The organism is Streptomyces sp. NPDC058326, from assembly GCF_042879855.1.
In the GTDB taxonomy this organism is placed as follows: domain Bacteria; phylum Actinomycetota; class Actinomycetes; order Streptomycetales; family Streptomycetaceae; genus Streptomyces.
The window spans coordinates 265,058-288,256 of the sequence record NZ_JBHVZO010000007.1 but is presented as its reverse complement, the minus strand read 5'-3'; the positions used below and the strand labels follow the sequence as shown (position 1 = coordinate 288,256).

Annotated in this window: 18 protein-coding genes; 12 read left to right on the top strand and 6 right to left on the bottom strand. The window is 72.9% G+C overall.

What is annotated here, in order from left to right; genetic code table 11:
• Window positions 1–66 precede the first annotated feature (66 nt).
• Window positions 67–816, top strand: coding sequence for a class I SAM-dependent methyltransferase (locus tag ACFVYX_RS16535; RefSeq protein ID WP_389682058.1), 750 nt, complete (start codon window positions 67–69; stop codon window positions 814–816).
• A 62-nt stretch (window positions 817–878) separates the two neighbouring features.
• On the opposite strand, the gene ACFVYX_RS16530 is transcribed toward ACFVYX_RS16535, so the two are convergent.
• Genes ACFVYX_RS16530 through ACFVYX_RS16520 form a run of 3 tightly spaced genes read right to left on the bottom strand, consistent with a single transcriptional unit; the run spans window position 879 to window position 3,585 of the window.
• Window positions 879–1,646 carry an amino acid ABC transporter ATP-binding protein gene (locus tag ACFVYX_RS16530; RefSeq protein ID WP_030553409.1) on the bottom strand — a complete coding sequence of 256 codons (768 nt, stop codon included), beginning with the start codon at window positions 1,644–1,646 and terminating at the stop codon, window positions 879–881.
• Window positions 1,643–2,593, bottom strand: a complete 951-nt coding sequence (locus tag ACFVYX_RS16525; RefSeq protein WP_389682057.1) for an amino acid ABC transporter permease — start codon at window positions 2,591–2,593, stop codon at window positions 1,643–1,645. The genes ACFVYX_RS16530 and ACFVYX_RS16525 overlap by 4 nt, the downstream gene beginning before the upstream one ends.
• 29 nt (window positions 2,594–2,622) lie before the next feature.
• On the bottom strand, window positions 2,623–3,585 hold the full coding sequence (locus tag ACFVYX_RS16520) for an ABC transporter substrate-binding protein (protein WP_389682056.1): 963 nt from the start codon (window positions 3,583–3,585) through the stop codon (window positions 2,623–2,625).
• Between the two features lie 538 nt (window positions 3,586–4,123).
• Here ACFVYX_RS16520 and ACFVYX_RS16515 point away from each other — a divergent pair.
• The 3 genes from ACFVYX_RS16515 to ACFVYX_RS16505 all read left to right on the top strand — a co-directional run bounded on the left by ACFVYX_RS16515 (window position 4,124) and on the right by ACFVYX_RS16505 (window position 8,162).
• Complete coding sequence (locus tag ACFVYX_RS16515) at window positions 4,124–5,335, top strand: NADP-dependent malic enzyme (RefSeq protein WP_389682055.1); 1,212 nt, start codon at window positions 4,124–4,126, stop codon at window positions 5,333–5,335.
• Window positions 5,336–5,619: 284 nt separating this feature from the next.
• On the top strand, window positions 5,620–6,585 hold the full coding sequence (locus ACFVYX_RS16510) for a zinc-binding dehydrogenase (protein WP_389682054.1): 966 nt from the start codon (window positions 5,620–5,622) through the stop codon (window positions 6,583–6,585).
• Window positions 6,586–6,827: 242 nt separating this feature from the next.
• The gene (locus tag ACFVYX_RS16505) at window positions 6,828–8,162 is read left to right on the top strand and encodes a cellulase family glycosylhydrolase (RefSeq protein ID WP_389682102.1); all 1,335 of its coding nucleotides are present in this window, start codon (window positions 6,828–6,830) and stop codon (window positions 8,160–8,162) included.
• A 79-nt stretch (window positions 8,163–8,241) separates the two neighbouring features.
• Here the strand turns inward: ACFVYX_RS16505 and ACFVYX_RS16500 are convergent, their stop codons facing one another.
• Both ACFVYX_RS16500 and ACFVYX_RS16495 read right to left on the bottom strand, forming a co-directional pair.
• Window positions 8,242–9,141 (bottom strand): PadR family transcriptional regulator, encoded by a 900-nt coding sequence (locus ACFVYX_RS16500; protein WP_389682053.1) that lies wholly within the window; start codon window positions 9,139–9,141, stop codon window positions 8,242–8,244.
• A 1-nt stretch (window position 9,142) separates the two neighbouring features.
• On the bottom strand, window positions 9,143–10,018 hold the full coding sequence (locus ACFVYX_RS16495; protein ID WP_389682052.1) for a DUF4097 domain-containing protein: 876 nt from the start codon (window positions 10,016–10,018) through the stop codon (window positions 9,143–9,145).
• Between the two features lie 147 nt (window positions 10,019–10,165).
• Here ACFVYX_RS16495 and ACFVYX_RS16490 point away from each other — a divergent pair, with 147 nt between their 5' ends.
• Window positions 10,166–11,005, top strand: coding sequence for a hypothetical protein (locus ACFVYX_RS16490; protein WP_389682051.1), 840 nt, complete (start codon window positions 10,166–10,168; stop codon window positions 11,003–11,005).
• A gap of 224 nt (window positions 11,006–11,229) precedes the next feature.
• Here the strand turns inward: ACFVYX_RS16490 and ACFVYX_RS16485 are convergent, their stop codons facing one another.
• Window positions 11,230–11,415, bottom strand: a complete 186-nt coding sequence (locus ACFVYX_RS16485; RefSeq protein WP_030207192.1) for a DUF6104 family protein — start codon at window positions 11,413–11,415, stop codon at window positions 11,230–11,232.
• 94 nt (window positions 11,416–11,509) lie between these two features.
• Between ACFVYX_RS16485 and ACFVYX_RS16480 the strand changes: the two genes are divergently transcribed.
• From ACFVYX_RS16480 to fxsT, 7 genes are all read left to right on the top strand, one after another.
• Window positions 11,510–12,007, top strand: coding sequence for a CU044_2847 family protein (locus ACFVYX_RS16480; protein ID WP_389682050.1), 498 nt, complete (start codon window positions 11,510–11,512; stop codon window positions 12,005–12,007).
• Window positions 12,004–14,049, top strand: a complete 2,046-nt coding sequence (locus tag ACFVYX_RS16475; protein ID WP_389682049.1) for a trypsin-like peptidase domain-containing protein — start codon at window positions 12,004–12,006, stop codon at window positions 14,047–14,049. Before ACFVYX_RS16480 ends, ACFVYX_RS16475 begins: the two co-directional genes overlap by 4 nt.
• Window positions 14,050–14,170: 121 nt before the next feature.
• Window positions 14,171–15,187, top strand: a complete 1,017-nt coding sequence (locus ACFVYX_RS16470) for an AAA family ATPase (protein ID WP_389682048.1) — start codon at window positions 14,171–14,173, stop codon at window positions 15,185–15,187.
• 7 nt (window positions 15,188–15,194) lie between these two features.
• Entirely contained in the window at window positions 15,195–18,392 is a 3,198-nt protein-coding gene (locus tag ACFVYX_RS16465; protein ID WP_389682047.1) for an SAV_2336 N-terminal domain-related protein, read from the top strand.
• A 137-nt stretch (window positions 18,393–18,529) separates the two neighbouring features.
• A complete protein-coding gene (locus ACFVYX_RS16460) occupies window positions 18,530–18,727 on the top strand; it encodes a hypothetical protein (protein ID WP_389682046.1) in 198 nt (65 codons plus the stop codon).
• A gap of 111 nt (window positions 18,728–18,838) precedes the next feature.
• Window positions 18,839–20,116, top strand: coding sequence for an HEXXH motif domain-containing protein (locus ACFVYX_RS16455; protein WP_389682045.1), 1,278 nt, complete (start codon window positions 18,839–18,841; stop codon window positions 20,114–20,116).
• Between the two features lie 58 nt (window positions 20,117–20,174).
• Entirely contained in the window at window positions 20,175–23,198 is a 3,024-nt protein-coding gene (fxsT, locus tag ACFVYX_RS16450) for an FxSxx-COOH system tetratricopeptide repeat protein (protein WP_389682044.1), read from the top strand.
• Window position 23,199 lies beyond the last annotated feature (1 nt).

The following is a 23,199-nucleotide window of genomic DNA, read 5'->3' as shown; positions in this document are numbered from 1 at the left end:
TCGTGGTCGGTAGGGGGTAACGACTGTTGCCCCTGTCAGGGTATTACGCGAGGGGGAGGAGCGGCGATGACCGGAACCGACTGGGCGGGCTGGCAGCAGAGCTGGGACCGTCAGCAGGAGTGGTACATGCCGGACCGTGAGGAGCGGTTCCGGGTGATGCTCGACATGGTCGAGGCCTTGGTGGGGCCCAGGCCCCGCGTCCTCGACCTCGCGTGCGGTACGGGAAGTATCACGGATCGGCTCCTGAAGAGGTTCCCGGAGACGACCAGTACCGGTGTCGACCTCGACCCCGCCCTCCTCGCCATCGCCGAGGGGTACTTCGCCGGCGACGAGCGCGTCACCTTCGTGACCGCCGACCTCAAGGACCCCGCGTGGGCCGCGCGGCTGCCCCACGGCTCGTACGACGCCGTCCTCACCGCCACCGCGCTCCACTGGCTGCACAGCGAGCCCCTGACGGCCCTCTACGGGCAGATCGCGGGTCTCGTCCGCGACGGCGGCGTCTTCATGAACGCCGACCACATGATCGACGGGACCACTCCCCGCATCAACGCCGCCGAGCGCGCCCAGCGGCACGCCAGGATGGACGTCGAGAAGGCCGCCGGGGTCCTCGACTGGGCCGACTGGTGGGCCCTCGCCGCCAAGGACCCCGTCCTCGCCGAGCCCACCGCCCGCCGCTTCGAGATCTACGGCGAGCACGCCGACGGCGACATGCCCTCCCCGCGCTGGCACGCCGACACCCTGCTCGCCGCCGGCTTCGGCGAGGCGAGGGCCGTCTGGGCCTCGCCCTCCGACACCCTCCTCCTCGCCGTGAAGTAGCCCGGGCAGGCGAGAGGGGCGGTACGGGAGACCCGTACCGCCCCTTCGTCTGTTCCGGGCCTCTACAGCACCTTCGACAGGAACGCCTTCGTCCGGTCGTGCTGCGGGTTGCCCAGGACGTCCCGCGGGTTGCCCGACTCGACGACCACGCCGCCGTCCATGAAGACCAGCGAGTCGCCGACCTCGCGGGCGAAGCCCATCTCGTGCGTGACGACGATCATCGTCATGCCCGACTCGGCGAGGTCCCGCATGACGTCGAGGACGTCACCCACCAGCTCCGGGTCGAGCGCCGAGGTCGGCTCGTCGAAGAGCATCAGCTTCGGCTCCATCGCCAGCGCGCGGGCGATGGCGACGCGCTGCTGCTGGCCACCGGAGAGCTGCGACGGGTAGTTCCCCATCTTGTCCCGCAGACCGACCCGGTCGAGCAGGCGCTCGGCGCGCTCGCGCGCCACCGCCTTGGACTCGCCCTTCACCTGGATCGGGGCCTCCATGACATTGCCCAGGGCCGTCATGTGCGGGAAGAGGTTGAAGCGCTGGAAGACCATGCCGATGTCACGGCGCTGGACCGCGACCTCGCTGTCCTTCAGCTCGTAGAGCTTGTCGCCCTTCTGCCGGTAGCCGACCAGATGGCCGTCGACCGAGAGCCGGCCGCCGTCGATCCGCTCCAGGTGGTTGATGCACCGGAGGAAGGTCGACTTGCCGGAGCCGGACGGGCCGACGAGGCAGAAGACCTCGCCGTTCTGCACTTCGAGGTCGATGCCACGGAGGATGTGGGCGGCGCCGTACGACTTGTGGACGCCCTCCGCCTTGACCATGGGCTGGCCGGTCATGCCGCTGCCTCCGGGGAACGCTTGAACGTGGTCAGGTTCGCCTTGACCCGCTGCCACGGGGTGGGCGGCAGGTTACGGGTCGAACCGCGGGCGAAGCGGCGCTCCAGGTAGTACTGGCCGACGCTGAAGACGCTGGTCAGCGCGAGGTACCAGATGGAGGCGACGAAGAGCATCTCCATCACGGCACCGGCCGTGCTGCCGATGTTCGAGGACGCCCGAAGGAGTTCGGTGTACTGCACGGCCGAGACCAGCGACGAGGTCTTCAGCATGTTGATGAACTCGTTGCCCGTCGGCGGCACGATCACTCGCATCGCCTGCGGAAGAACGATGCGGCCCATGGTCTTCGTCTGGGACATGCCGAGGGCGTGCGCTGCCTCGGTCTGGCCCTCGTCGACCGACTGGATGCCCGCGCGGACGATCTCCGCCATGTAGGCGCCCTCGTTGAGGCCGAGGCCGAGCAGCGCCACCATGAACGGCGTCATGACGTCGACGGTCTCGTTCTTGTAGATCGGCCCGAGGTCGATGTACTGGAAGATCAGCGACAGGTTGAACCAGACAAGCAGCTGCACGTACACCGGGGTGCCGCGGAAGAACCAGATGTAGAGCCAGGCGACGGCGCCCGTCACGGGGTTCTTGGAGAGCCGCATCACGGCGAAGAGGACGCCGAGGACGAGGCCGAGGGCCATGGAGGCGACGCTGATGATGATGGTGTTCCACAGGCCGCTGATGATCGAGGTGTCGAACACCTTGTCCCACACCGTGTCCCAGATGATGTTGCCCTGGGAGAAGGCGTAGGCGAGCCAGCCGAGCAGTACGACGACCACGACGGCGCTGACCCAGCGCCCGTAGTGCCGCACGGGGATGGCCTTGATCGCCTCGTACGGAGTGCCCGAGGCGCCGGGCCCGGCCGGAGCGGCGGCCGGGTCCTTGCTGATCTTGTCAGTCACGACGACTGCCCTTCAGTGGAGCGGGGAGGTCACTTGCCGGCGTTGACGGTGGCCGACTTGACGGCGCTGCCCTCGACGTTCCACTTCTTCAGGGCCTCGGCGTAGGTGCCGTCCTTGATGATGGCGTCGAGCGCCTCCTTGACGGCGTCGCGCAGCTGCGGGTTGTCCTTCGAGACGCCGATGCCGAAGAGGCCGACGTCGCTCTGGCTGCCGACGACCTCGAAGTCGTTGCCGCCGCCCGAGGTCTTCGCGATGTACGCGGCCACCGGGTAGTCGTTCAGGTCGGCCACGGCGCCGCCGGCCTTGACGCGGGTCTGGGCCTCGGCGTCGGTGTCGAAGGCCTGGATCGTCAGCTTCTTGGCGCCGCACTTCGCGGCCTGGGCCTTGAAGGTGTCCTCGTAGATCGTGCCGCGCTGGACGGCCACGGTCTTGCCGCAGAGGTCGTCGAGGGAGTTGACGCCCTGCGGGTTGCCCTTCTTGACCAGGAGGGAGACGCCGGAGCTGAAGTAGTCGACGAAGTCGATGCCCTTGCCGATCTTCTTCCCGTTGTCGTCCAGGCCCTCCTGGCGCTTCTTGTTGTCCGTCATCGAGGACATGATCAGGTCCTGGCGGCCGGTGTAGATCGAGGTGATCAGACCGTCGAAGGTGCCGGACGTGAACTTGAACTCGACGCCGAGCTGCTTGCCCAGGGCCGCGGCGATGTCCGGGTCGACACCGACGATCTTGCCGCCCTCGGTGAACTCCATCGGGGCGTACGAGGCGTCGGTGCCGACCTTGATGACACCGGCCTTCTGGATGTCGGCGGGGAGCTTCGAGAAGAGCGGGGCGGCGTTCGCGGAGCCGCCGCTCTTCGTCGGAGACGCGGATCCGCCCTCGGTCTGGTCACCGCAGGCGGTCAGCAGCATGGAGCCGGCGACCGCGACGGCGGCGACCGCGGCAAGACGGGACGTGCGGGTCTTGGCGGTCGTACAACGCGTGGTGCGTGCGGTCATGATCGGGTTCCTCCGGCGTGTGAGGGAGTTGCCAGGTGGTCACGTACACCTCTTCGAGTGTCGTGACCTCGTGTGATTACGGCATCTTGCCATTCGGACCGCCCCAAACCGACGGCTGCGGATGTCAAAATCGGGTAACGGGTGACGGCCGAATGCCGACAGGCCGGTACATCAGGGCCGGATCTTCTTCGGGATCCCTTCCCCGCCACCGAAAAATCTCCTGTGTATCTCGCCATTCGGACGAGTGGAAGGCCGCCAATCGGGTGCGGAATGCATCTATCGGGACATGGGGTGACGTGTCGTTCTCCGTCCGTGTCCGAATGCGCTCGGTATGAGTCGCGTCACCGAGCGGATATGGACTCGTCTGCGGTGCCGTCCGTCCGGTAAGAAGGATCCTTACACCCCTCATCCGGGGCTCAGGGCGCGTTGTGCGGCGCGCCCGCGCGGCTGCCAGACACGGCGGCCGCGGTGCCTCCCCACCCCTCCTCAACCGGGAGTGGCCACCCTCAAATGAAACAGACTTAAGGGGTTCAACCCAATGGCAGCGGAGATCGTCAATCCTCGCAACGACAGTGGTACGGAAGGGGCTCCGGAGGAGCCCTTCGATCCTGTCTTCGCCCTTCACCGGGGCGGCAAGATGGCCATTCAGGCCACCGTCCCCCTGCGGGACAGGGACGACCTGTCCCTCGCGTACACGCCCGGCGTCGCCAAGGTGTGCACCGCGATCGCCGAGCAGCCCGAGCTGGTCAACGACTACACCTGGAAGTCCCAGGTCGTCGCGGTCGTGACCGACGGCACGGCGGTGCTCGGCCTCGGTGACATCGGCCCGGAGGCCTCCCTCCCGGTCATGGAGGGGAAGGCCATCCTCTTCAAGCAGTTCGGCGGCGTGGACGCGGTCCCGATCGCCCTCGCCACCACCGACACCGATGAGATCGTCGAGACCGTCGTCCGGCTCGCCCCGTCCTTCGGCGGCGTGAACCTGGAGGACATCTCGGCGCCGCGGTGCTTCGAGATCGAGCGCAAGCTCCAGGAGCGCCTCGACATCCCCGTCTTCCACGACGACCAGCACGGCACCGCGATCGTCACCCTCGCCGCCCTCCGTAACGCGGCGAAGCTGACCGGCCGGACCCTCGGCGACCTGCGCGCCGTCATCTCCGGCGCGGGTGCGGCCGGCGTCGCCATCGCCAAGTTCCTCCTGGAGGCGGGGCTCGGAGACGTGGCCGTCGCCGACCGCAAGGGCATCGTCAGCCGCGACCGCGAGGACCTCACGGACGTCAAGCGTGAGCTCGCCGAGCTCACCAACAAGGCCGGGCTCGTCGGCTCCCTGGAGAGCGCCCTGGCCGGCGCGGACGTCTTCATCGGCGTCTCCGGCGGCACGGTCCCCGAGGCGGCCGTCGCCTCCATGGCTCCGAACGCCTTCGTGTTCGCCATGGCCAACCCGAACCCCGAGGTCCACCCCGACGTCGCGCACAAGTACGCGGCCGTCGTGGCGACCGGCCGTTCGGACTACCCGAACCAGATCAACAACGTCCTCGCGTTCCCCGGCATCTTCGCCGGCGCGCTCCAGGTCCGGGCCTCCCGGATCACCGAGGGTATGAAGATCGCCGCGGCCAACGCGATCGCGGACGTGGTCAGCGACCAGCTCGCGGCCGACTGCGTCATCCCGTCGCCGTTCGACGAGCGGGTCGCCCCGGCCGTCGCGGCCGCGGTCGCCGCAGCCGCCCGCGCCGAGGGCGTCGCCCGCCGCTGACGCGCGCACCTCGGAGTGTCACCCGCCGGCACGTCCGCCGGTACGCCGAAAGGGCCCTGTTCCGTACGCCGGGACGGGGCCCTTTCGCGTGCGATGGGGCGGGGGCCTTTCGGCGTACGGCGGGGCGGGGGTCTCTGGCGTACGGCCGGGCGGGGGCTTGTGGCGTACGGCGGGCCTGGGCCTCTCGCGTGCTGCGGGGCAGGTCGGGGGCGGGCCCCTGGGCGACGCGGGTCACACCGGGGTGTGGTTCCCCTCGCTGTCCGTGGCGGCCTAGGGTCGGGGCCATGTTCGCTGCCTACGCTGCCCGAATCGACCGCGACCAGCCCCTGAACGGCCTCGAATTGGGCGAACGCCCCGAACCCGAGGCGCGGCCCGGCTGGACCACCGTCACCGTCAAGGCCGCCTCGCTCAACCACCACGATCTGTGGTCGCTGCGCGGGGTCGGGCTGCCCGAGGAGAAGCTGCCGATGATCCTCGGCTGCGACGCCGCCGGCATCGACGAGGACGGCAACGAGGTCGTCCTGCACTCCGTGATCGGCCAGACGGGTCACGGCGTCGGGCCCGACGAGCCCCGGTCCATCCTCACCGAGCGCTACCAGGGCACGTTCGCCGAGCGGGTGACCGTGCCCCGCTGGAACGTGCTGCCCAAGCCGAAGGAGCTCTCCTTCGAGGAGGCTGCCTGCCTGCCCACGGCCTGGCTGACCGCGTACCGGATGCTCTTCACCAACGCCGGGGTACGGCCCGGGGACTCGGTGCTCGTCCAGGGCGCGGGCGGCGGAGTCGCCACCGCGGCGATCGCCCTCGGCGAGGCGGCCGGCCTGCGGGTCTTCGCCACCAGCCGCGACGAGGCGAAGCGCAAGCGGGCCGTCGAGCTCGGGGCCGTCGAGGCCTACGAGCCGGGCGCGCGGCTCCCGCAGCGGGTGGACGCGGTCATCGAGACCGTCGGTGCCGCCACCTGGTCCCACTCGGTCAAGTCGCTGCGGCCGGGCGGCACCCTCGTCATCTCGGGCGCCACGAGCGGTGACCGGCCCGCGCACGCCGAGCTGACCCGGATCTTCTTCCTGGAGCTGAAGGTGGTCGGTTCGACCATGGGCTCCAAGGACGAGCTGGAGGACCTGCTGTCCTTCTGCGCGGCGACGGGCGTCCGGCCGGTCGTCGACGAGGTCCTGCCGCTCGACCGGGCGCGGGAGGGCTTCGAACGGATGGCCTCCGGCGAACTCTTCGGGAAGATCGTCCTGAAGACCTCCTGAAGACCTCCTGAAGACCTCCTCAGACCTTCCAAGGCCTCCTGACGACTTCCTGGTGACCTCCCGACTCCCCGAAGCTTTCTCGGGACTTCCTGACGACCCCTTGATGACTCGTCATGATGCTGATGGGATCTCCGGCACGCGAAACGTGAACATCTCTCACATCCTCGTGCCGGAGGTCCTCCTTGTTGCGAACGTCGAGAACATCGCGAACGACCCTTGCCGCGGGCGCCGTCGTCGCCGCGCTGCTCGCCCCGACCGGTGTCGCCCGCGCCGAGAGCCCCGGCGGTGACCGGATACCCGCTCTCACCGACGAACACGGCCGCGTCCTCACCCTCCGCGGCTGGAACGTCGAGGACAAGGTGAACCGCGGTGACGCCGCCCTCTCCGCGATCACCGAGCGGCACTTCCGCGACATGCGGGCCAGAGGGTTCAACTTCGCCCGCCTCCTCGTCTTCTGGGACGACCTGGAGCCCCGGCCCGGTCAGTACAGCCAGGGCTACCTGCGGAAGATCGAACGGATCCTGGACTGGGCCGAGAAGCACGACGTCAAGGTCCTCATCGACGCCCACCAGGACGTCTTCGGGCCCGCCTTCGGCCACCGCGGCGTGCCCGCCTGGGCGACCAGGACCGACGGACTGCCCTTCACCCCGCGCCCGGACGACTGGTTCTCCGAGTACTTCGAACCCGCCGTCCAGCGGGCCTTCAGCCACCTCTACGGGGACGAGGACCTGCGGCTCGCCCAGGCCCGCATGTGGCGGGTGCTCGCCGACCGCTTCGAGGACCACCCGGCCGTCATCGGCTACGACCTGATCAACGAGCCGATGGGTGAGCTCAGGGAGGGCGAGGACCTGGCCACGGCGGCCCGGCGCATCGAGCGGGACCAGCTCACCCCCTTGTACAACCGCCTCGCGGACGCCGTCCGGTCGGTCGACCCGTCCACCTGGATCTTCGTCGAGCCGACCCCGATCGTGGGCGAGGGCGTGCCCACCGGGCTCGGACGGATCGACGACCCGAAGATCGTCTACGCGCCGCACTTCTACAACACCGGCATGGAGGCGGGAGCCGACTACGACCCCGCCGCCGGCTGGATCGAGAGCTACGAGCAGGCCGTCACCCTGTACCCCAAGGAGTACAAGGTGCCCGTGGTGGTGGGCGAGTGGGGGCCGCTCAACAACTCCCTGCCGAACATGAACCGCTTCTACCGCGAGGCGATGGCCTCCCTCGGCCGCTACGGCTCCGGCTGGGCCGGATACGTCTGGTGCTACGGCGGCGGCTACTGCGCCGTGGACGGCGCCGGGACCTTCCGGACGAACAAGGAGCTGACCGCTGAGCCGTACGCGGAGGCGGTCGCCGGCACGGTCCGCTCCGCCGTCTACGACCAGGCGACCGGGACCTATCGCCTGTCGTACGACTCCGCCGGGCGGCGCGGCCCCCGCGTCACCGAGCTCTCCCTGCCGGCCGGCACCTGGCGCGTGAAGGCCGGGGGCGGGGCGCTGGTGCTCCGCAAGACCACGGGCAAGGCCTGGATCCTCGCCGCTCCCGGCGCCCGGGTGACGGTCACCGTCACCCGGGGCTGAGACCCGGCGCCGCCTGGGGGCGGGGCGGGGTGGGCGGGTCTGCCGGGCGTGACCCGGCGGGCCTCGCCCGACCGTCCTCCTACGCTCTGGGCCGTGACCGCAGCAGGCCCGTGATGCGGATCGCCGCCGTGGACAACTGGTCGCGGGCCTCGGCCAGTTGGTCCTGGCTCACCCCGTGGTCGCGGGCCGCGTCGCGGATCTCGTCGCGGAAGCGGTCGAGAAGCCGGTCGAGGTCACGGGCCGGGTCGCCCGAACCCGCCGTGTCCCGCGCCCATTCCGGCGCCTCGCCGGCCGGGGCGGTCGTGAACGGCGGCTCCTGGCCGGCGGCCTTCGGGTGCGTCGTGCCCGTCACCAGGTCGCCGAGCTGGGCCGTGATGCCCGAGAGGCCCTCCCAGACCCCCTTCGGCCAGTCGCCCCGCGAGAACCGGTCCTGGACCTCCTCCTGCACCTGCTGGGCGATTCGCTGGAACTCCCTGGCCTGGTGGCGGGCGGACTTCGCCTCGGCGCGGGCCTGACGGGCCTGCTCCTTCCACTCCTGACCGACCCGGCGCAGCTCCTCCTTGGCGTCGGCGAACGAGGAGGACTCCGCCGCTCTGGTCCGGCCCGCCGCCGCGCGCATCTCGCTGCGCACCCGGCCGGCCGCGCCGCGGACGTCGTCGCGGATCTCCGCCGCCAGCTCCGACACCGACTCGCGGATCTCCCGCTCCAGGTCGTCCAGTTCGGCGCCGCGCCCGGCCAGCTCGGCGCGGCCCGCGTCGGTGATCGAGTACACCTTCCGGCCACCCTCACTGGCGTGGGTGACGAGGCCCTCGGCCTCCAGCTTGGCGAGCCGCGGGTAGACCGTGCCCGCGGAGGGCGCGTAGAGCCCCTGGAAGCGCTCCTCCAGGAGACGGATCACCTCATAGCCGTGGCGCGGGGCCTCGTCGAGCAGCTTGAGCAGATAGAGACGGAGGCGGCCGTGCGCGAAGACGGGCGGCATGTCAGAGCACCTTTCCGGTCGCGGAGGGGGCGGGGGAGGGGGTGGAGTCGGTGTCCCCGTCCGGCTCGGGGCGCCGGAGCAGGGCGATGGAGCCGGAGACGGTGGTCGCCTTGAGGGTGCCCCGGCCCGCACCCAGGGTGCCGGTCACGGACTTGGCGCCCCACTGGCCGCCCACGCGCAGGTCCTCGAAGGCGTTCGACACGGAGCCGCTCGTGGTGCTCGCCTCGACCCGGGCGTCGGCCGGGTGCGGGAGTCTGATGGCGACCTCGCCGGAGACGCTGGAGAGCCGGATGTCGGCGGGCGGCCCTTCGAGGCCGGCGGTGTCGAGGTCGATGACCATGTCGCCACTGACCGTCTCCGCCCGCACGGAGGCCCCCGCGCCCTCGATCACCGTCACGTCCCCCGTCACGGAGTTGACCCGCAGGGCGCCCGTGACCGACTGGGCCTCCAGGCTCCCCGAGACGCTCTCGGCGCGGACCGGTCCGGAGAGCCCGAGGAGGGTGGTGTCACCCGTGACGCCGCGCACCTCCGTACGCCCCCGGATGCCGGTGACGACGGCCTCGGCGCCGACCACTCCCACCTCGACGTCGATGCCCGCGGGGACGGCGACGGAGACGACGACCCGGCGCCGGTACTCCTTGCGGTCGAGCCACTTGAGGATGTTCTTCCACTGCAGGTCGTCGTAGCCCACGATCAGGGCGGAGCCGTCCTGCTTCACGGTCAGCGGCGGGCCCTCGATCTCGGTGATCTCCACCCGGGCGGAACTCTCGTCCGTCCCCACCACGTTCACCGTGCCGTTGACGACGCGGATCTGCAGGCGGGTCACGGGGTCGGCCGGCGCCAGCTTCGTCGGCTCGGTGACGGACCACTCTGTCATGGTGCTGACCTCCCGTTTCGGCAACGCAACATATCGCGTCTTGCGATACACACGATATATCGCGGCCAAGTGAAGTCAACCCTGACTCTCCCCTGACAGGGTGTGCAATCTCCGTCGTATGCGGACAAATTGGCCTAGCGTGAGCCCATGAACGCGACATCCGGACCGAGCGCCGCCGGGGCGCTGCTGCTCTGCCGTGCCGATCCCCCGGCGGTCCGGCGACCGGCCCGACTGCTCGGCGAACGGCTGCTCCTCGCCCCCGCGGGCGACGGCTGGAGCGTCCTCGTACCGGAGGGCAAGCCCTGGCTCCCCGGCGGGGAGGCCGTCGAACAGGTCGTCACCGGCTGGGCCACCGCCCTCGCCGTCTCGGCCGCCACCTGGCCCGTCGTCGCGCTCTGGTGGGACAGGGACGGGGCCGGCCTCACGCTCGCCGCCGGCTTCCGCCGTGCGGTCGGCTACACCTGGCTCGCGGACGGCACGCCCGTCGGGGAGGACGAGGCCATGCGTACCTTCGCCGCCCGGCTCGCCCTCGACCCCGTCCTGGACCTCCAGGCCCTGGAGCCGCTCACCGTGCCCGACCGGGACGCCGACGCCCGGAGCCGGCTCGTCGGGATCGTCGCCGTCCTCGCCCGCGCCGGACTCGCCCTGCCGACCGGGCTCCTCCCCGGCGAGAGCGCCGACCGGCTCCGCTCCGTCGCCCTCGCCCAGGACGCCGAGCAGTTCGAACGGTCCGGCCGGCAGGATGCCGACCGCGCCGAACCCGACGCGGCGGAGGGCGGCCCCCTCGGGCCGTACGCGCGCGGCCCCGCCGTACGCGTACCGGACGGCTCCACGGCGCGGGTGCTGGGCGGGGTCCAACTCGCGGTGGGTCTGCCGCTCCTGCTCCGGGGCATCGGCCGGCGCAACGGCGGCTGGGCGACGGCCGGGGCACTGCTCGTCGCGTACGGCGTGCTCGGTCTCGCCTGCGACCGGCTACGGGGGGCCTGAACGCGATCGGCTACGGGGGGGGCCTGAACGCGACCGGCTGCGGGAGGCTCTCCGGGCGCGGGGGCGGAAACGTCGCCTACGCGCGCGTCCGGGAGCACGTCGTCCACGCGCGGATCCGGGAGCGACATCGCCCACGCGCGCGTTAAGCAGGAGCACACGCGCGCGTCCGGGAGCACTCGATCACGCGCGCGCGTGGAAGGATCCCGGCCCCGCGCGGGTGCGCTCTACTCCTCGTCGTCCTCGTCGTCGTCCAGACGGGCCAGCCAGGTCGCGAGGCGCTCGACCGGCACCTCGAAGTCGGGGTTGAGATCGACGAACGTCCGCAGCTGCTCGGCGAGCCACTCGAAGGTGACCTCCTCCTCGCCTCGCCGCTTCTCCAGTTCCTCGATGCCACGGTCGGTGAAGTACATGCGATCAGGATAGGCCGTACCTCTCCCGTCCCCTGTCGCCCGTCAGTCCCACCGACTAGCCTTCCTCATCATCGTTTCGGGGAGCGGGGGCGCTGTGACACACGGGATCGCTCGAATTCGGCTGGACGACGGCACGCCCGTGTGGGCCCGGGTCAGTGACGTGCAGGAACTCGGCAGGGGCGGCGGGTTCCAGGACACCGGCGTCAGGGACCGGGTGGTCTCGATGGCCGGCGGGCTCACGGACGTGGTGCGCGGGGTGGTCGGCTCGCTGCGCGCCGGACTCGACCCGCAGGGTTCCGTGGAGGTCGCGGTCAGCTTCGGCATCGAACTGTCGGCGCAGTCCGGCAAGGTCATCGGGGTCCTCGCGGACGGCTCGGGCAAGGCCTCGGTGAACGTCTCCCTCACCTGGACCGAACCGGGCCCCATACCCGCGACGGACCCGGCGACGGACCCCGCGACGGCCCCTGCGGCGGACCCGGCGCCGACACCGGCGCCCGCGACCGATACCGCCCCCGCCCCTGTCCCCGCCCAGGCCCAGGACACACCCCACAGAGCCCCCCAAGCGCGCCCGGTGGCCGATGAGCGCGCATGAGCGCCTTCGACGCTCTCGTGCGCCCCGCGCTCGTACGCATCGCCGCCCCCGGCTGCGGGTATGACCCGCACGGCGACCGGTACTGGGGCACCGGCTTCTTCATCGCCCCCGGCTGGGTGCTGACCTGCGCCCATGTCGTGGCCGAGGGGGGAAGCGCGGTGTGGAGGAGCGAGCCTGCCGTCGGCGTCACCTGGGAGGACGGCAAGACCACCCGGGAGACCACCGGCACCGTCGTGCTCGCGCTGCCGCGCCCCGACCGGCCCGACGACCCGCCGGACCGGTGGGCCTTCCCCGACCTCGCGCTCATCAGGGTGTCCGGAGCGCAGAAGGCGTCCTGCGTGCGCCTCAGCGAGCGCCCGCCCGTCCCGCCGACCGCCGTCGGACTCCACGGCTGGTCACGGGAGACCGGCGAGCTCGGCGTCCGGCACGTCCACGGCACCCTGATCGGCAGCGACGGGAAAGCTCTCATCACCGACTGGGTCATGCCTGTCGAGGGCTGCTCCGGCGGGCCTGTCGTCGATCACCAGCAGGGCGCCGTCGTCGGCCTCAACAAGGGCCGTGGGCGCGACGGCGGGGCGGTCGTCCCCGTCACCGCCCTGCGCGGGCTGCACGACCTCCCCGGCGGCGAGGCCATGGGCGAGGCGCTGCGCGCCCACGACCGGTACCACCTGGCCCGCTACCGCTCGCTCGACGACCGGCCCGACTGGACCCGCACCCAGCGGAAACTGGCCGGCGCCCAGGGCGTCAGCCCCGGCCTGCGCACCCAGCTGTACGGGCACTTCGCCGAACTGCCCGCGCCCACCGCGCCCGGCGAGATCATGGACCTGATCGACCAGGTCAAGGCCTGGATCAGGGACGACGACCTGCCGGACGCACTGGAGGACGACCCGCGCACCTGGAGCGAGGGCGCCGGGCTCCTGCGCGGACTGCGGGCGCCCCGCAGGGACGGCGTCCGCGACCTCGACCTGGACGCGGTGCTCCTGTACGCGGCCCATGTCGTCCGGCACGTCGGCGGACGGTACGGCGACCGGGCCGACACCGCTGCGCTCACCCGCTGGATCGTCGACGAGTCGGGCGACGCCGACCGGCACCTCCGGCGCGAGATCGACCGGCTCGTCACCCCGGGCAGGCCCGCGCCGCTCTCCGTACGCGAACCTCGCGCGCGTGCCGACGTTCTCCTGGAGATCGACACCCCCCGCTACGACCGGCGTTACCCCTGGCGGGTCAAGCTCCTCCTCGACGGACACACCGTCAGCCCGCTCCACTGCGACGACCGGGGCGTCGAGCGGGCCCGTCTCAGGGAGACCCTCCGCGAACCGCTCGCGGACGCCCTGCGGCGCGGCGACAGCGGGCCGCACCTGGCCGCCGTGGAGGCGGTGCTGCCGCGCGAGCTCTTCGACGAACCCCTCGACACCTGGCGGCTCGAACCCCCGCAGGGCCCCCACGACGCCTGGGCGACCACGCTCGGCCAGCGCAGGATCGTCGTCATCCGCGACGCCCGCCGCCACGACCGGGAACCGGCCCCCGAATGGCGCGAGCGCTGGGAGGCGGGCGAGCGCGGCCCGCTCCGCGCCACCCCCCTGCGCGCCGAGGTGGCGGGCGCCGGTCCGGACGCCCACACCCCGCGCGTACGCCGGGAGACCTGGGCGGAGACGTACGACCGGCTCCGCGAGGCCGAGGCCGGCGCCGTCCCCGTGTACTGCGGCCAGGTGGGGAGCGGCGACGGGCTCATGGCGATGAACGCGGCCCTCGCCGCGGGCCATCCGCTCGCCCTCTGGCGTACCGGCGCCCACGACCACACCGACTGCGCGGAGTTCCACGAACGGGCCGACCGGCTGCTCGCCGCCGCCCTCACCGCCTGGGACGTACGCGCCCCCGTCCGCTCCCTGCGCACCCGCGCCACGGACCCGGCGGCCGGGCCCGAGGCGCGGGCCGCGTACGCATGGGCCGAGGGCATCGCGGTCCTCCTCGACCCGCCCGACCGGCCGCCGCACGGCGGGCGCCTGGAGGCCCCGCCCCTGCTCGGGGAGGGGGAGCAGTGACCGGAGCGGCCACCGGGACGACGCCGCCGCGATCCGTCCGGTTACGCCATCGGCAGGCCCCGCCCCCGGGCGGTACCGTCGACGGACCCGGCATCGACACCACAGCCAGGAGGAGTCCATCGTGAACGATTGGCGGATCTACCGTGGTGCCGGTCTTCCGCACGACGAGATACAGCGGCTGCCCGCCCCGCCGCCCTGGCGCGACTTCTCGACGGGCAGCGCGGACGACACCCTGGCCGGCTCCGACCGGCGGCTCGGCGTCAAGCGCAGACTCGTCCAGAACCACCACCCCCGGCCCGCCGAGACGGACGCCGTCAACGCCGCCCTGTACCTGCGCCGCCCGCTCCTCGTCACCGGCAACCCCGGCACCGGCAAGTCCACCCTCGCGCACGCCGTCGCCCACGAACTGCGCCTCGGCCGGGTGCTGCGCTGGCCGATCGTCAGCCGTACGACCCTCCAGGACGGGCTCTACCGGTACGACGCCATCGGCCGGCTCCAGGACGTCCAGCTGGAGCGCGCCCAGGCCGGATCGCCCGGCTCCGCCGCCGCGGCCCCGGCCGGCATCGGCTCGTACATCCGGCTCGGACCGCTCGGCACCGCGCTGCTCCCCTCCGAGCAGCCCCGGGTGCTGCTCATCGACGAGCTGGACAAGAGTGACCTCGACCTGCCGAACGACCTCCTGAACGCCCTGGAGGAGGGCGAGTTCGCCATCCCCGAGCTGGAACGGCTCGCCGACCGGGAGCCCGTCGTCGAGGTGCTCAGCGACGACGGCCGCAAGGTGCGCGTGTTCGGCGGCCGGGTCCGCTGCACCACCTTCCCCTTCATCGTGCTCACCTCCAACGGCGAACGGGACTTCCCCGCCGCCCTGTTGCGCCGCTGCATCCGCCTGGAGCTCGAACCGCCGGGCGAGGAGCAGCTCCGCGCCATGATCGAGGCCCACCTCGGGACCGAGGCCGCCGCGGGCGACGGGGAACAGGGCCTCGTCCAGCGCTTCCTCAACCGCGAGCCCGGCGAGGTGATCGCCACCGACCAGCTGCTCAACGCCCTCTACCTGACCCAGCACGCCTCCCGCGCCGAACGAGTCACCAGGGAACGCATCGCCGACATGCTCATGCAACCGCTCGATCAGCCGAGGTGACGGTCGGATGCACCGGATGCATCTGGAAGAGCTCACCCGCAGACTGCGGGACGGCGGCCAGGACCCCACCGCCGAGGACGTCGCCGACGCGCTCTGGCTGGCCCAGTGGCTCCCCGGCCCCGCTCCACGCGGGCGGGAAGGACCGCGGAGCCCGGAGAGCGACCGGCCGGCGGAGACGGCCGGGGACGCCTCCGCGGGTCCGCGCCGGTCGGACGGGCACCCGGACCCGAGCCGGAACGGCGTCGGGCGTGACGGCGGGGGAGCGGAAGGAGCGGCGGGCGGGCCGCCGGGGCCCGGCGCCCACGAGTCCGTCTCCCTGCACATGGTCATCGGAACGCGCGGAGCCGCCGGACCGGACGGCGGACCAGGCGGCGGAACAGGGCGCACGGAGCGGGGCGCCACCCTGCCCGTCCGCGCCCCCGGCGCCAACGCCCTGCCCGGCCTCCTGAGCCTCCAGAAGGCCCTCCGCCCCCTGCGCGGCTACGCCCTCGCACCGCACCGCCCCGGCGAGGGCACCCTCGACGAGGAGGCCACGGCCGAACGCAGCGCCGCCGCCGGCATCCTCACCCCCGTCCTTCGCCCCGCGGCCGGACGCCGCCCCGACATCCAGCTCCTCATGGACACGGGCCCCGCCATGGTCGTCTGGAGCCGGATGGTCGAGGAACTCCGCCAGGCCTGCCAGCAGTCCGGCGCCTTCCGGGACGTCCAGGTCCACCGTCTGTACGACACCGGGGAAGGCCCCCCGCTCGTCACCACCACCTCCGGCGCCGACGGCCGGCCCCGGCTGCGCCCCGTCGACCAGCTGCACGACCCCACCGGTCGCCGCCTCACCCTCGTCGTCAGCGACTGCGTCGGACCCCTCTGGCAGCGCGGCGCCGCCCAGCGCTTCCTCCGCCAGTGGCCCCGCCACTCGCCGCTCGCCCTCGTCCAGCCCCTGCCGCCCCGGCTCTGGCCCCGTACCGCGCTCCCCGTCGAACCCGGCACCTTCCAGCGTTCCGCGACGCCCGGCGGCCACACCGTCTTCCGCTCCGACGACGAACCCTGGGGACCCCGGGCCCCCGGCCGCCGCGCCGTCCCCGTGCTCACCCCGACCCCCGAGGCCTTCGCCTCCTGGACCCGGCTCCACACCGGGCACGGCGGCAACGCCGTACGCGGCTGGGCCGCCTGGCTCGGCCCCGCGCCGGCGGAGCCGCGCGCGTCCCGCACGCCCCGCGCGCCCCGGGGCGACGACGAGCTCCTGCGCGCCTTCCGGGCGGGAGCCTCACCCGGCGCGCTCCGCCTCGCCGTCCACCTCGCGGCGGCCCCCCTGACGCTGCCCGTCATGCAGCTCGTCCAGCGCGCCATGCTGCCCGACACCGGGCCCATGGAGCTGGCCGAGGTCCTGCTCAGCGGGCTCCTGCGACGGCTGCCAGGACCCACCCCGTACCCCTGCTTCAGCTATCCGCCCGGCATCCAGCAGCACTTCCTCGGCTCGCTCGACCCCAGCGCCGCCGCCCTCGTCCTCAAACACTGCTCCGCCTACGTGGAGCGCAATTTCGGCCAGGGCATGCGGAACTTCCCGGCGCTCGCCGCCGCCCGGCTCGCGGGGACCGGGACCGAGCCCGGCCGGGGCGCCACCAGGGGCCCCGGCGAAGCACGCCACGAGACCCACCAGACCCACGGGTCCCACAGGACCGACAGGGCCGAGGACGCGACCTACGAGACCGACGAACCCCTCGGTCCCGACGGCGCCGAGACCGAACTCTTCGCCCGCATCCCCGCGCGCGTCCTCCGCTTCTACCACCCCGACCTCATCACCCCCGACCCGCTCACCGAAGCCCGCCGCCTTCTCGCGCAGGGACGCGGCCAGTCCGACCCGGCCCTCCTCGCCGGCGCCCGCGAGCGCGCCGAGGCGGCGCTCCCCGCCGAACCCGTCGAGGCCCGGATCGTCCTCGCCCGCGCGCTGTACGCCGAGGCGGGCACCGCCGCCGCCCGGCGCAACGGCCGCCGCCCGGAGCTCCTCGGCCAGGCCGCCGACACCCTCGTACGGGCCGGTGAACTCGCCCCGGCCGGCGACGAGGCCTGGGCCGACGCCCGGCTCGAACTCGCCGTCGTCCACCACGCGCTGTGGCGCGAGACCGACGAGACCGGCCATCTCGACGCGGCCCTCACCGCCCTCGCCGAGGACGCCGACCGGTGGCCCGAGACCGCCCGCCACACCCTCCACCTCCGCCGTGGCCGCCTGCTCCTCGCCCGCGGCGACGGAGAGGCGGCGGCCGGGGAGCTCACCGCGGCCCTCACCCTCCACGAGAGCGCCGCCGCCCTCCTCGACCTCGCCGACGCCCTCCGCCTCGCCGAGGCGGACCCGGCCAGGGTCGGCCCCGTGCTCGACCGCGCCGAACCCCTCCTCGGTGACGGCCGCGCCCTGCGGCTGCGTTTCATCACCGCGCGCGCCCGGCTGTACGACACGGAGGGTGACGGGGCCGCCGCCGACGCCGCGTACGAGGAGGCCACCCTGCTCGCCCCCGCCGACAGCGCGCAGCGCGGCCCGCTGCTGCTCACCTGGGGCGGGTCGCTGCTGCGGCGCGCCGCGGCCGGCACCGGCACGGCCCCCGTCGACCGGGCCGAAGGCGTCCTGCGGGAGGCCTTCACCCGGCTGCCCGCCGGGGCGCCCGAACGGGCCCGCGCCCGGACACTGATCGGCAGCGTCCTCGCCCTCCGCTTCCACCGCGCCGGGTTCCTGCCCGACCTCTTCGAGAGCCGCCATCTGCTCGAACAGGCCCTCCGGGGCACCGACGACCCGGCGGCCCGGGCCGAAGTGTGGCTGCAACTGGGCCGGGTGCGGCTCGAACTGGCCGAGACGGCGCGGGACGGGCTCATCGGTGACGCGCTCACCGCCTACCGCAACGCCGGCGAGGAGTCCCGTACCGCCGACGGCGACACTCCGGGAACGGTCACCGGCGCCCGCGCGGCGCACGCCCAGGGAGCCGTCCTGTGGCTGATGGGCCGACCGGGCCGGGCCAGGGCCGCGCTGCTCGCCGCCACCGAGCAGTGGCGGCGGCTGACCGGGCGGCTCGTGGAGGTGGACTGGGCGGACGTGGAGCGGACCAGGGCCTTGCTGAGGGAGGTGGAAGGAGCGGCGGGAGAAGGCCACGGGAGGCTCTCCAGCGAGGACCGGCGCAGGATCGCACCACCCTGGTGGACCTGGAGCGGTACCACCGGATGAGCTGCCGACGATCGGCTGGATAACGGGGGCGTGAATGGGCGCAGTTGAATCGAATGGGTTTCCGGTCTCCCGGCGTCGGGAAGAACCGCTGCGCCGCTACGACCGTGGGGGACAGCGTCGGTGAGGAGGAGCCGAGAGTGTTCGAGCGTACGGAGTGGGCGACCGGTGCCGGCCGGAGGGCCGGCAGGTCTCCGCATCTGCCCGATCTCGCGGCCGTTGATCTGCGGACCTTGCGCGTCACGGACGACGCCGTCCTCGGCGCGGCGGTCGAGAGAGTACTGCGCCACCCCTCGGATCTGGTCGTCTCCTGGCCCGAGGACGCCTTCGTCGACTGACGTACGAGCGCCCCGAACCGCCCGGCGGGCCGCGCACCGCACACGGGCCGACCACTCGTTTCCGGCCGTATCCACCGGACGCACGCCCCCGGTCGCGGCCCGGAGCCGGGAGTGATCGCCCCGCCGCCGCGGCCCGCGGCCTTCGCCGCGCTCGCGGCGACCCGGCCCGCTCCGGCCGGCGCGTCCTTCCTGCGGTCAGGGGCGCACGCCCGCCGGCTGCTGCTGCTCAAAGCCCTCCTCGTACGGGTCCTGCGCCATCGCGACGAGGTCGCTCCCGAGACCCTCCGGGGCTTCGAGACCGCCTGGCGCCTCCTCGAACGGACGGAGCGCGCCGCACCCCGAGCCGTCCGTACCGTCCTCGACTACCCGACCACCGGGGCCTGGCTCGCGGCCGCCCTCACCGAGCCCGTGGGACCCGCCCTCGACCGGCACCTGACCCGCCTGGGACTGGTCGCCGCCACCGCCGCCCTCCGGGCCGGCCGCCCTGTCGACCTCGTCGTCCACGCCCCCGGCGGGGTGCTCTCGCTGCCGGGTGCCGGGAGCGTCCTGCTGGCCGCGGGACCGGTCCGGCTGACCTCACGCTCCCAGGTCGTACGGGTCCATGCCGACGGCACCCCGGGGGCCCCGGCGGCGCTGCTCAGGCTCGCCGATGCCCGCACCGGCGCCGTGACCGGCAGCGGCCCCGGCTGGCGCGGCCTGCGTGGATTGTCCGGCGGAGCGGCCCGCCTGGAGGACCTGGACCCGTACCGGGTGCCGCCCGGCGGGGTCGGGACCCCGGCCCGGATGGCGGCAGAGCGTCCCGACATCGACCACGCCACCTGGTCCGGGCACTGGCGCGCCGCCCGCGAACTGCTGCGGCGGACCGACCGGGAGCGGGCGGCGGAGGTCGGGCGGACCGTCGGCGCGCTCGTACCGCTGCTCCCGCAGGGACCACGCTCCGTCGGCGCCACCCTGAGCGTCGCCCCCGGAGCCGTCCTCATGACGCCGTCGGCCGGCGCCTTCGACATGGCGGAGACGCTCGTCCACGAGCTGCACCACAGCAAGCTCTCCACCCTCCACGAACTCGTCCCGCTCTACCGCCCCGGCCGGGCCGCGGTGTACCGGGTCGGCTGGCGCACCGACGCGCGTCCGGTCGCCGGAGTCTTCCAAGGGGCGTACGCCCACCTGGCGTTGGCCGATCTGTGGCGGAGGGCGAGGGACGCCCCCGGGGTGCCCGGAGCATGGAGTACCCGGGCCGTGCAGCAGTTCGACCATGTCCACGATCAGGTGGGCGAAGCCCTTGCGATGCTGCTTGAATCCGATGAACTGACCAATGAGGGGCGGGAGTTCGCCCGGCAAATGAGGCAGCTCCATGCGAGCCTCGGCGCGAGCCCCAGGGCCGGTGGGTAACACTGTGCCCACGGCACATGACACTGCGTTGCGCGTGAGCGGGACGGGAGACGTACAGATGGCGGAACAGCGGTCGGGCGGAGGCGCGGAGAGCCACGGGGGCAGGGCCGCGCCCGAACACGTCCTGGTGGTCTTCCCCGGATACCACCGGCCCTGGGCGGCCTGGATCAACCAGCGCCTCGAAGCGCACGGCGTACGCGCCACCCTCCAGCGCTGGGACCCGCCCCGCGAGGTCCCTCTCGAGGACTCCCTCGGCGACCTGCTCCTCGCGCGCGGACAGGTCCTCCTCGTCCTCAACGACTGGTTCTTCGAACTCGGCCCCCGGCCGGCCGGCGAATGGAACGACGTCCTCCGCGGCTTCGTCGCCGCCCACGCCGAACGGTTCGCCGCCGTCAACCTCACCAACCGCACCCTGCTCCCCTCCACGGCCGTCCTCGAACCTGTCAGCCTCTGGGGCGTCGGCGAGGAGGAGGCCGAGGCCCGGCTCCTCAGCCGGCTCGCGATCGAACCCCGCAGGAACGCGGGCCGCCGCATCCCGGCGGGCGCCCTGGCCCGCTACCCCGACACCCCGCCCGAGATCTGGGGCGACGTCCCCCGCCGCAACCCCCGCTTCACCGGCCGGGACGACCTCCTCACCGAGCTCCAGGAACGGCTCATGGACGCCGAACGCGGCAACGCCGCGTGCACCCTGCTCGGCATGTCCGGCATCGGCAAGACCCAGATCGCCGCCGAGTACGCCCACCGCTTCAGCCCCGACTACGACGTCATCTGGTGGGTCAACTCCGACGACCGCAACATCCAGCGTGACCGCTTCGGCGAACTCGCCGTCGAACTCACCCTGCCCACCGGCAGTGAACCCGGCGAACGCATCCGCGCCGTCCGGGAGGCCCTGCGCCGCGGCGACCCGCACACCCGCTGGCTCGTCGTCTTCGACGGCTGGGACGACACCGACGGCATCGACGTCATGCTCCCCCAGGGCCCCGGCCACGTCCTCATCACCTCCCGCAACCGAGGCTGGCGGGAACACACCGACGTCCTGGAGATCCCCGGCTTCGACCGGTCCGAGTCCACCGGCTACCTGATGCGCCGCGCCCCGCACATCAACGCGGCCGAGGCCGACGAGGTCGCCGCCGAGTTCGGCGACGTACCCCTGCCGCTCGTCCAGGCCGCCGCCTGGCTCGGCGAGTCCGGCATGGAGGCCCCCGAATACCTCCGCATGGTCCGCGACGGCCGGCTCTCCACCGTCGACGAACCCTCGGCCGGCGACGGCATGCCCAACGCCTCCCTCACCTCCTGGTCGATACTGATCAACCGGCTCCGCCGCGCCCAGCCGCAGGCCATCGACATCCTCAGCCTGTGCGCCTCCTTCGCCCCCGGCCGCATCCCGCTCGGCATCGTCCGCGCCTACCCGCAGGCGCAGCTGCCCGAGGACCTCCGCTGGATGGCCACCGACCTGCCCGCCTGGACGCGCGCGCTCGACACCCTCGTCAACTACTCGGTGCTCACCCGCGAGACCCGCGGCCCCATGACCACCGACGACGTCGGCCCCCACCAGGAGTCGATCCACATGCACCGCCTGGTGCACGACATCGTCGCCCGGCTCACCGACGGCGAGCACCGCGACGCCCACCGCAAGGCCGTCCGCACCCTGCTCGCCGAGGCCGACCCCGGCAACCCCACGGACAGCAGGCACTGGCCCCGCTACTCCGAACTCCTGCCCCACCTGGAACCGTCGGGCGCCCTCCGCAGCACCGACCCGCGCATCCAGGTCGCCGTCCTCAACTGCCTGCGGTTCTGCGACCGCAGCGGCGAGTACAAGGCGGGCATCCGGCTCGCCGGGCGCATCCGCGACGAGTGGACGTCCTTCATGGAGCCGCTCGCCCCGCACATGCAGGAACTCACCACCCTGGAAGGCGACATCCTGCGCCGCTACGGCCGGTTCCGGGAGGCGTACGACCTCGACCTCGCCCAGCGCGAGCGGCTGACCGCCGCCGAGGGCACCGACCAGCTCGGCGAGCTCCAGACCAAGATCTCCATCGCCCGCGACCTGCGCTTCCTCGGCCAGTACAAGGAGTCGGAGCAGCTCCAGCGGGAAGCCCTCGCCGAGGCCAGGGGCCTGCTCGGCGAGACCCAGTTCCTCACCCTCGTCGCCCGCCACAACCTCGGTGTCGTGCTGCGCATGCGGGGCCGCTACCAGGAGGCGTACGAACAGGACACCGACACCCTCGCCCGCTGCGAGAGCGTCCTGCGCCCCCACCACGCCTCCACGCTCAACTCCAACAACGCCGTCGCCCAGGACCTGCGGCTGCTCGGCCGCTACCGCGAGGCGCTCGGCCGCCAGGAGGCCAACGTCAAGCTGCACGTGAAGATCCTCGGGCCGCAGCACCTCCACACCCTGTACGCGCGGAGCCAGCTCGCGCTCTGCCGCCGCCGCGAGGGAGGCTTCAAGGAGGACATCGGCTCGATGATGGCCTCCGTCCTCGACCACCTGGAGCAGGCCTACGGCCGCGACCACTACGTGACGCTCTCGGCCGTCACCAACTACGCCAACTTCCTCCGTGAGCACGGCGACCTCGACCTGGCGAGGGAACTCATCACCGAGGCGGAGGCCGGCTACCGCGCCCTCCTCGGCCCCGCCCACCCCGTGTCCACCGGCGTCCTCGCCAACACCGCCCTCGTGATGCAGGCCTCCGGCGAACGGGCCTCGGCCCTGACCATGCTGGAGTCCGCGCTCGCGGGACTCACCGCCACCCTCGGCTCCGACCACCCCTGGGTGCTCGGCTGCGCCCTCAACACCACCGCCGCCCGCAACTTCAACGGCAGGGTCGTCGAAGCCGCCGAACTCAGCCGCGACACCCTGCGCCGGGCCCGGCACACCCTCGGGAACGAGCACCCCCTGACTCTCTCCTGCCAGGTCGCGCTCGCCACCGACCTGCGCGGCCTCCGCGAGACCGACGAGGCCGGGAAGCTGGAGGAGGACGCGCTGCTCACCCTCACCAGGACGCTCGGCGCCCAGCACCCGCACACCCTCTCGGCCCGCCAGCGCAACCGCCCGTACTGGGACTTCGAGGCCAACCTCTGAG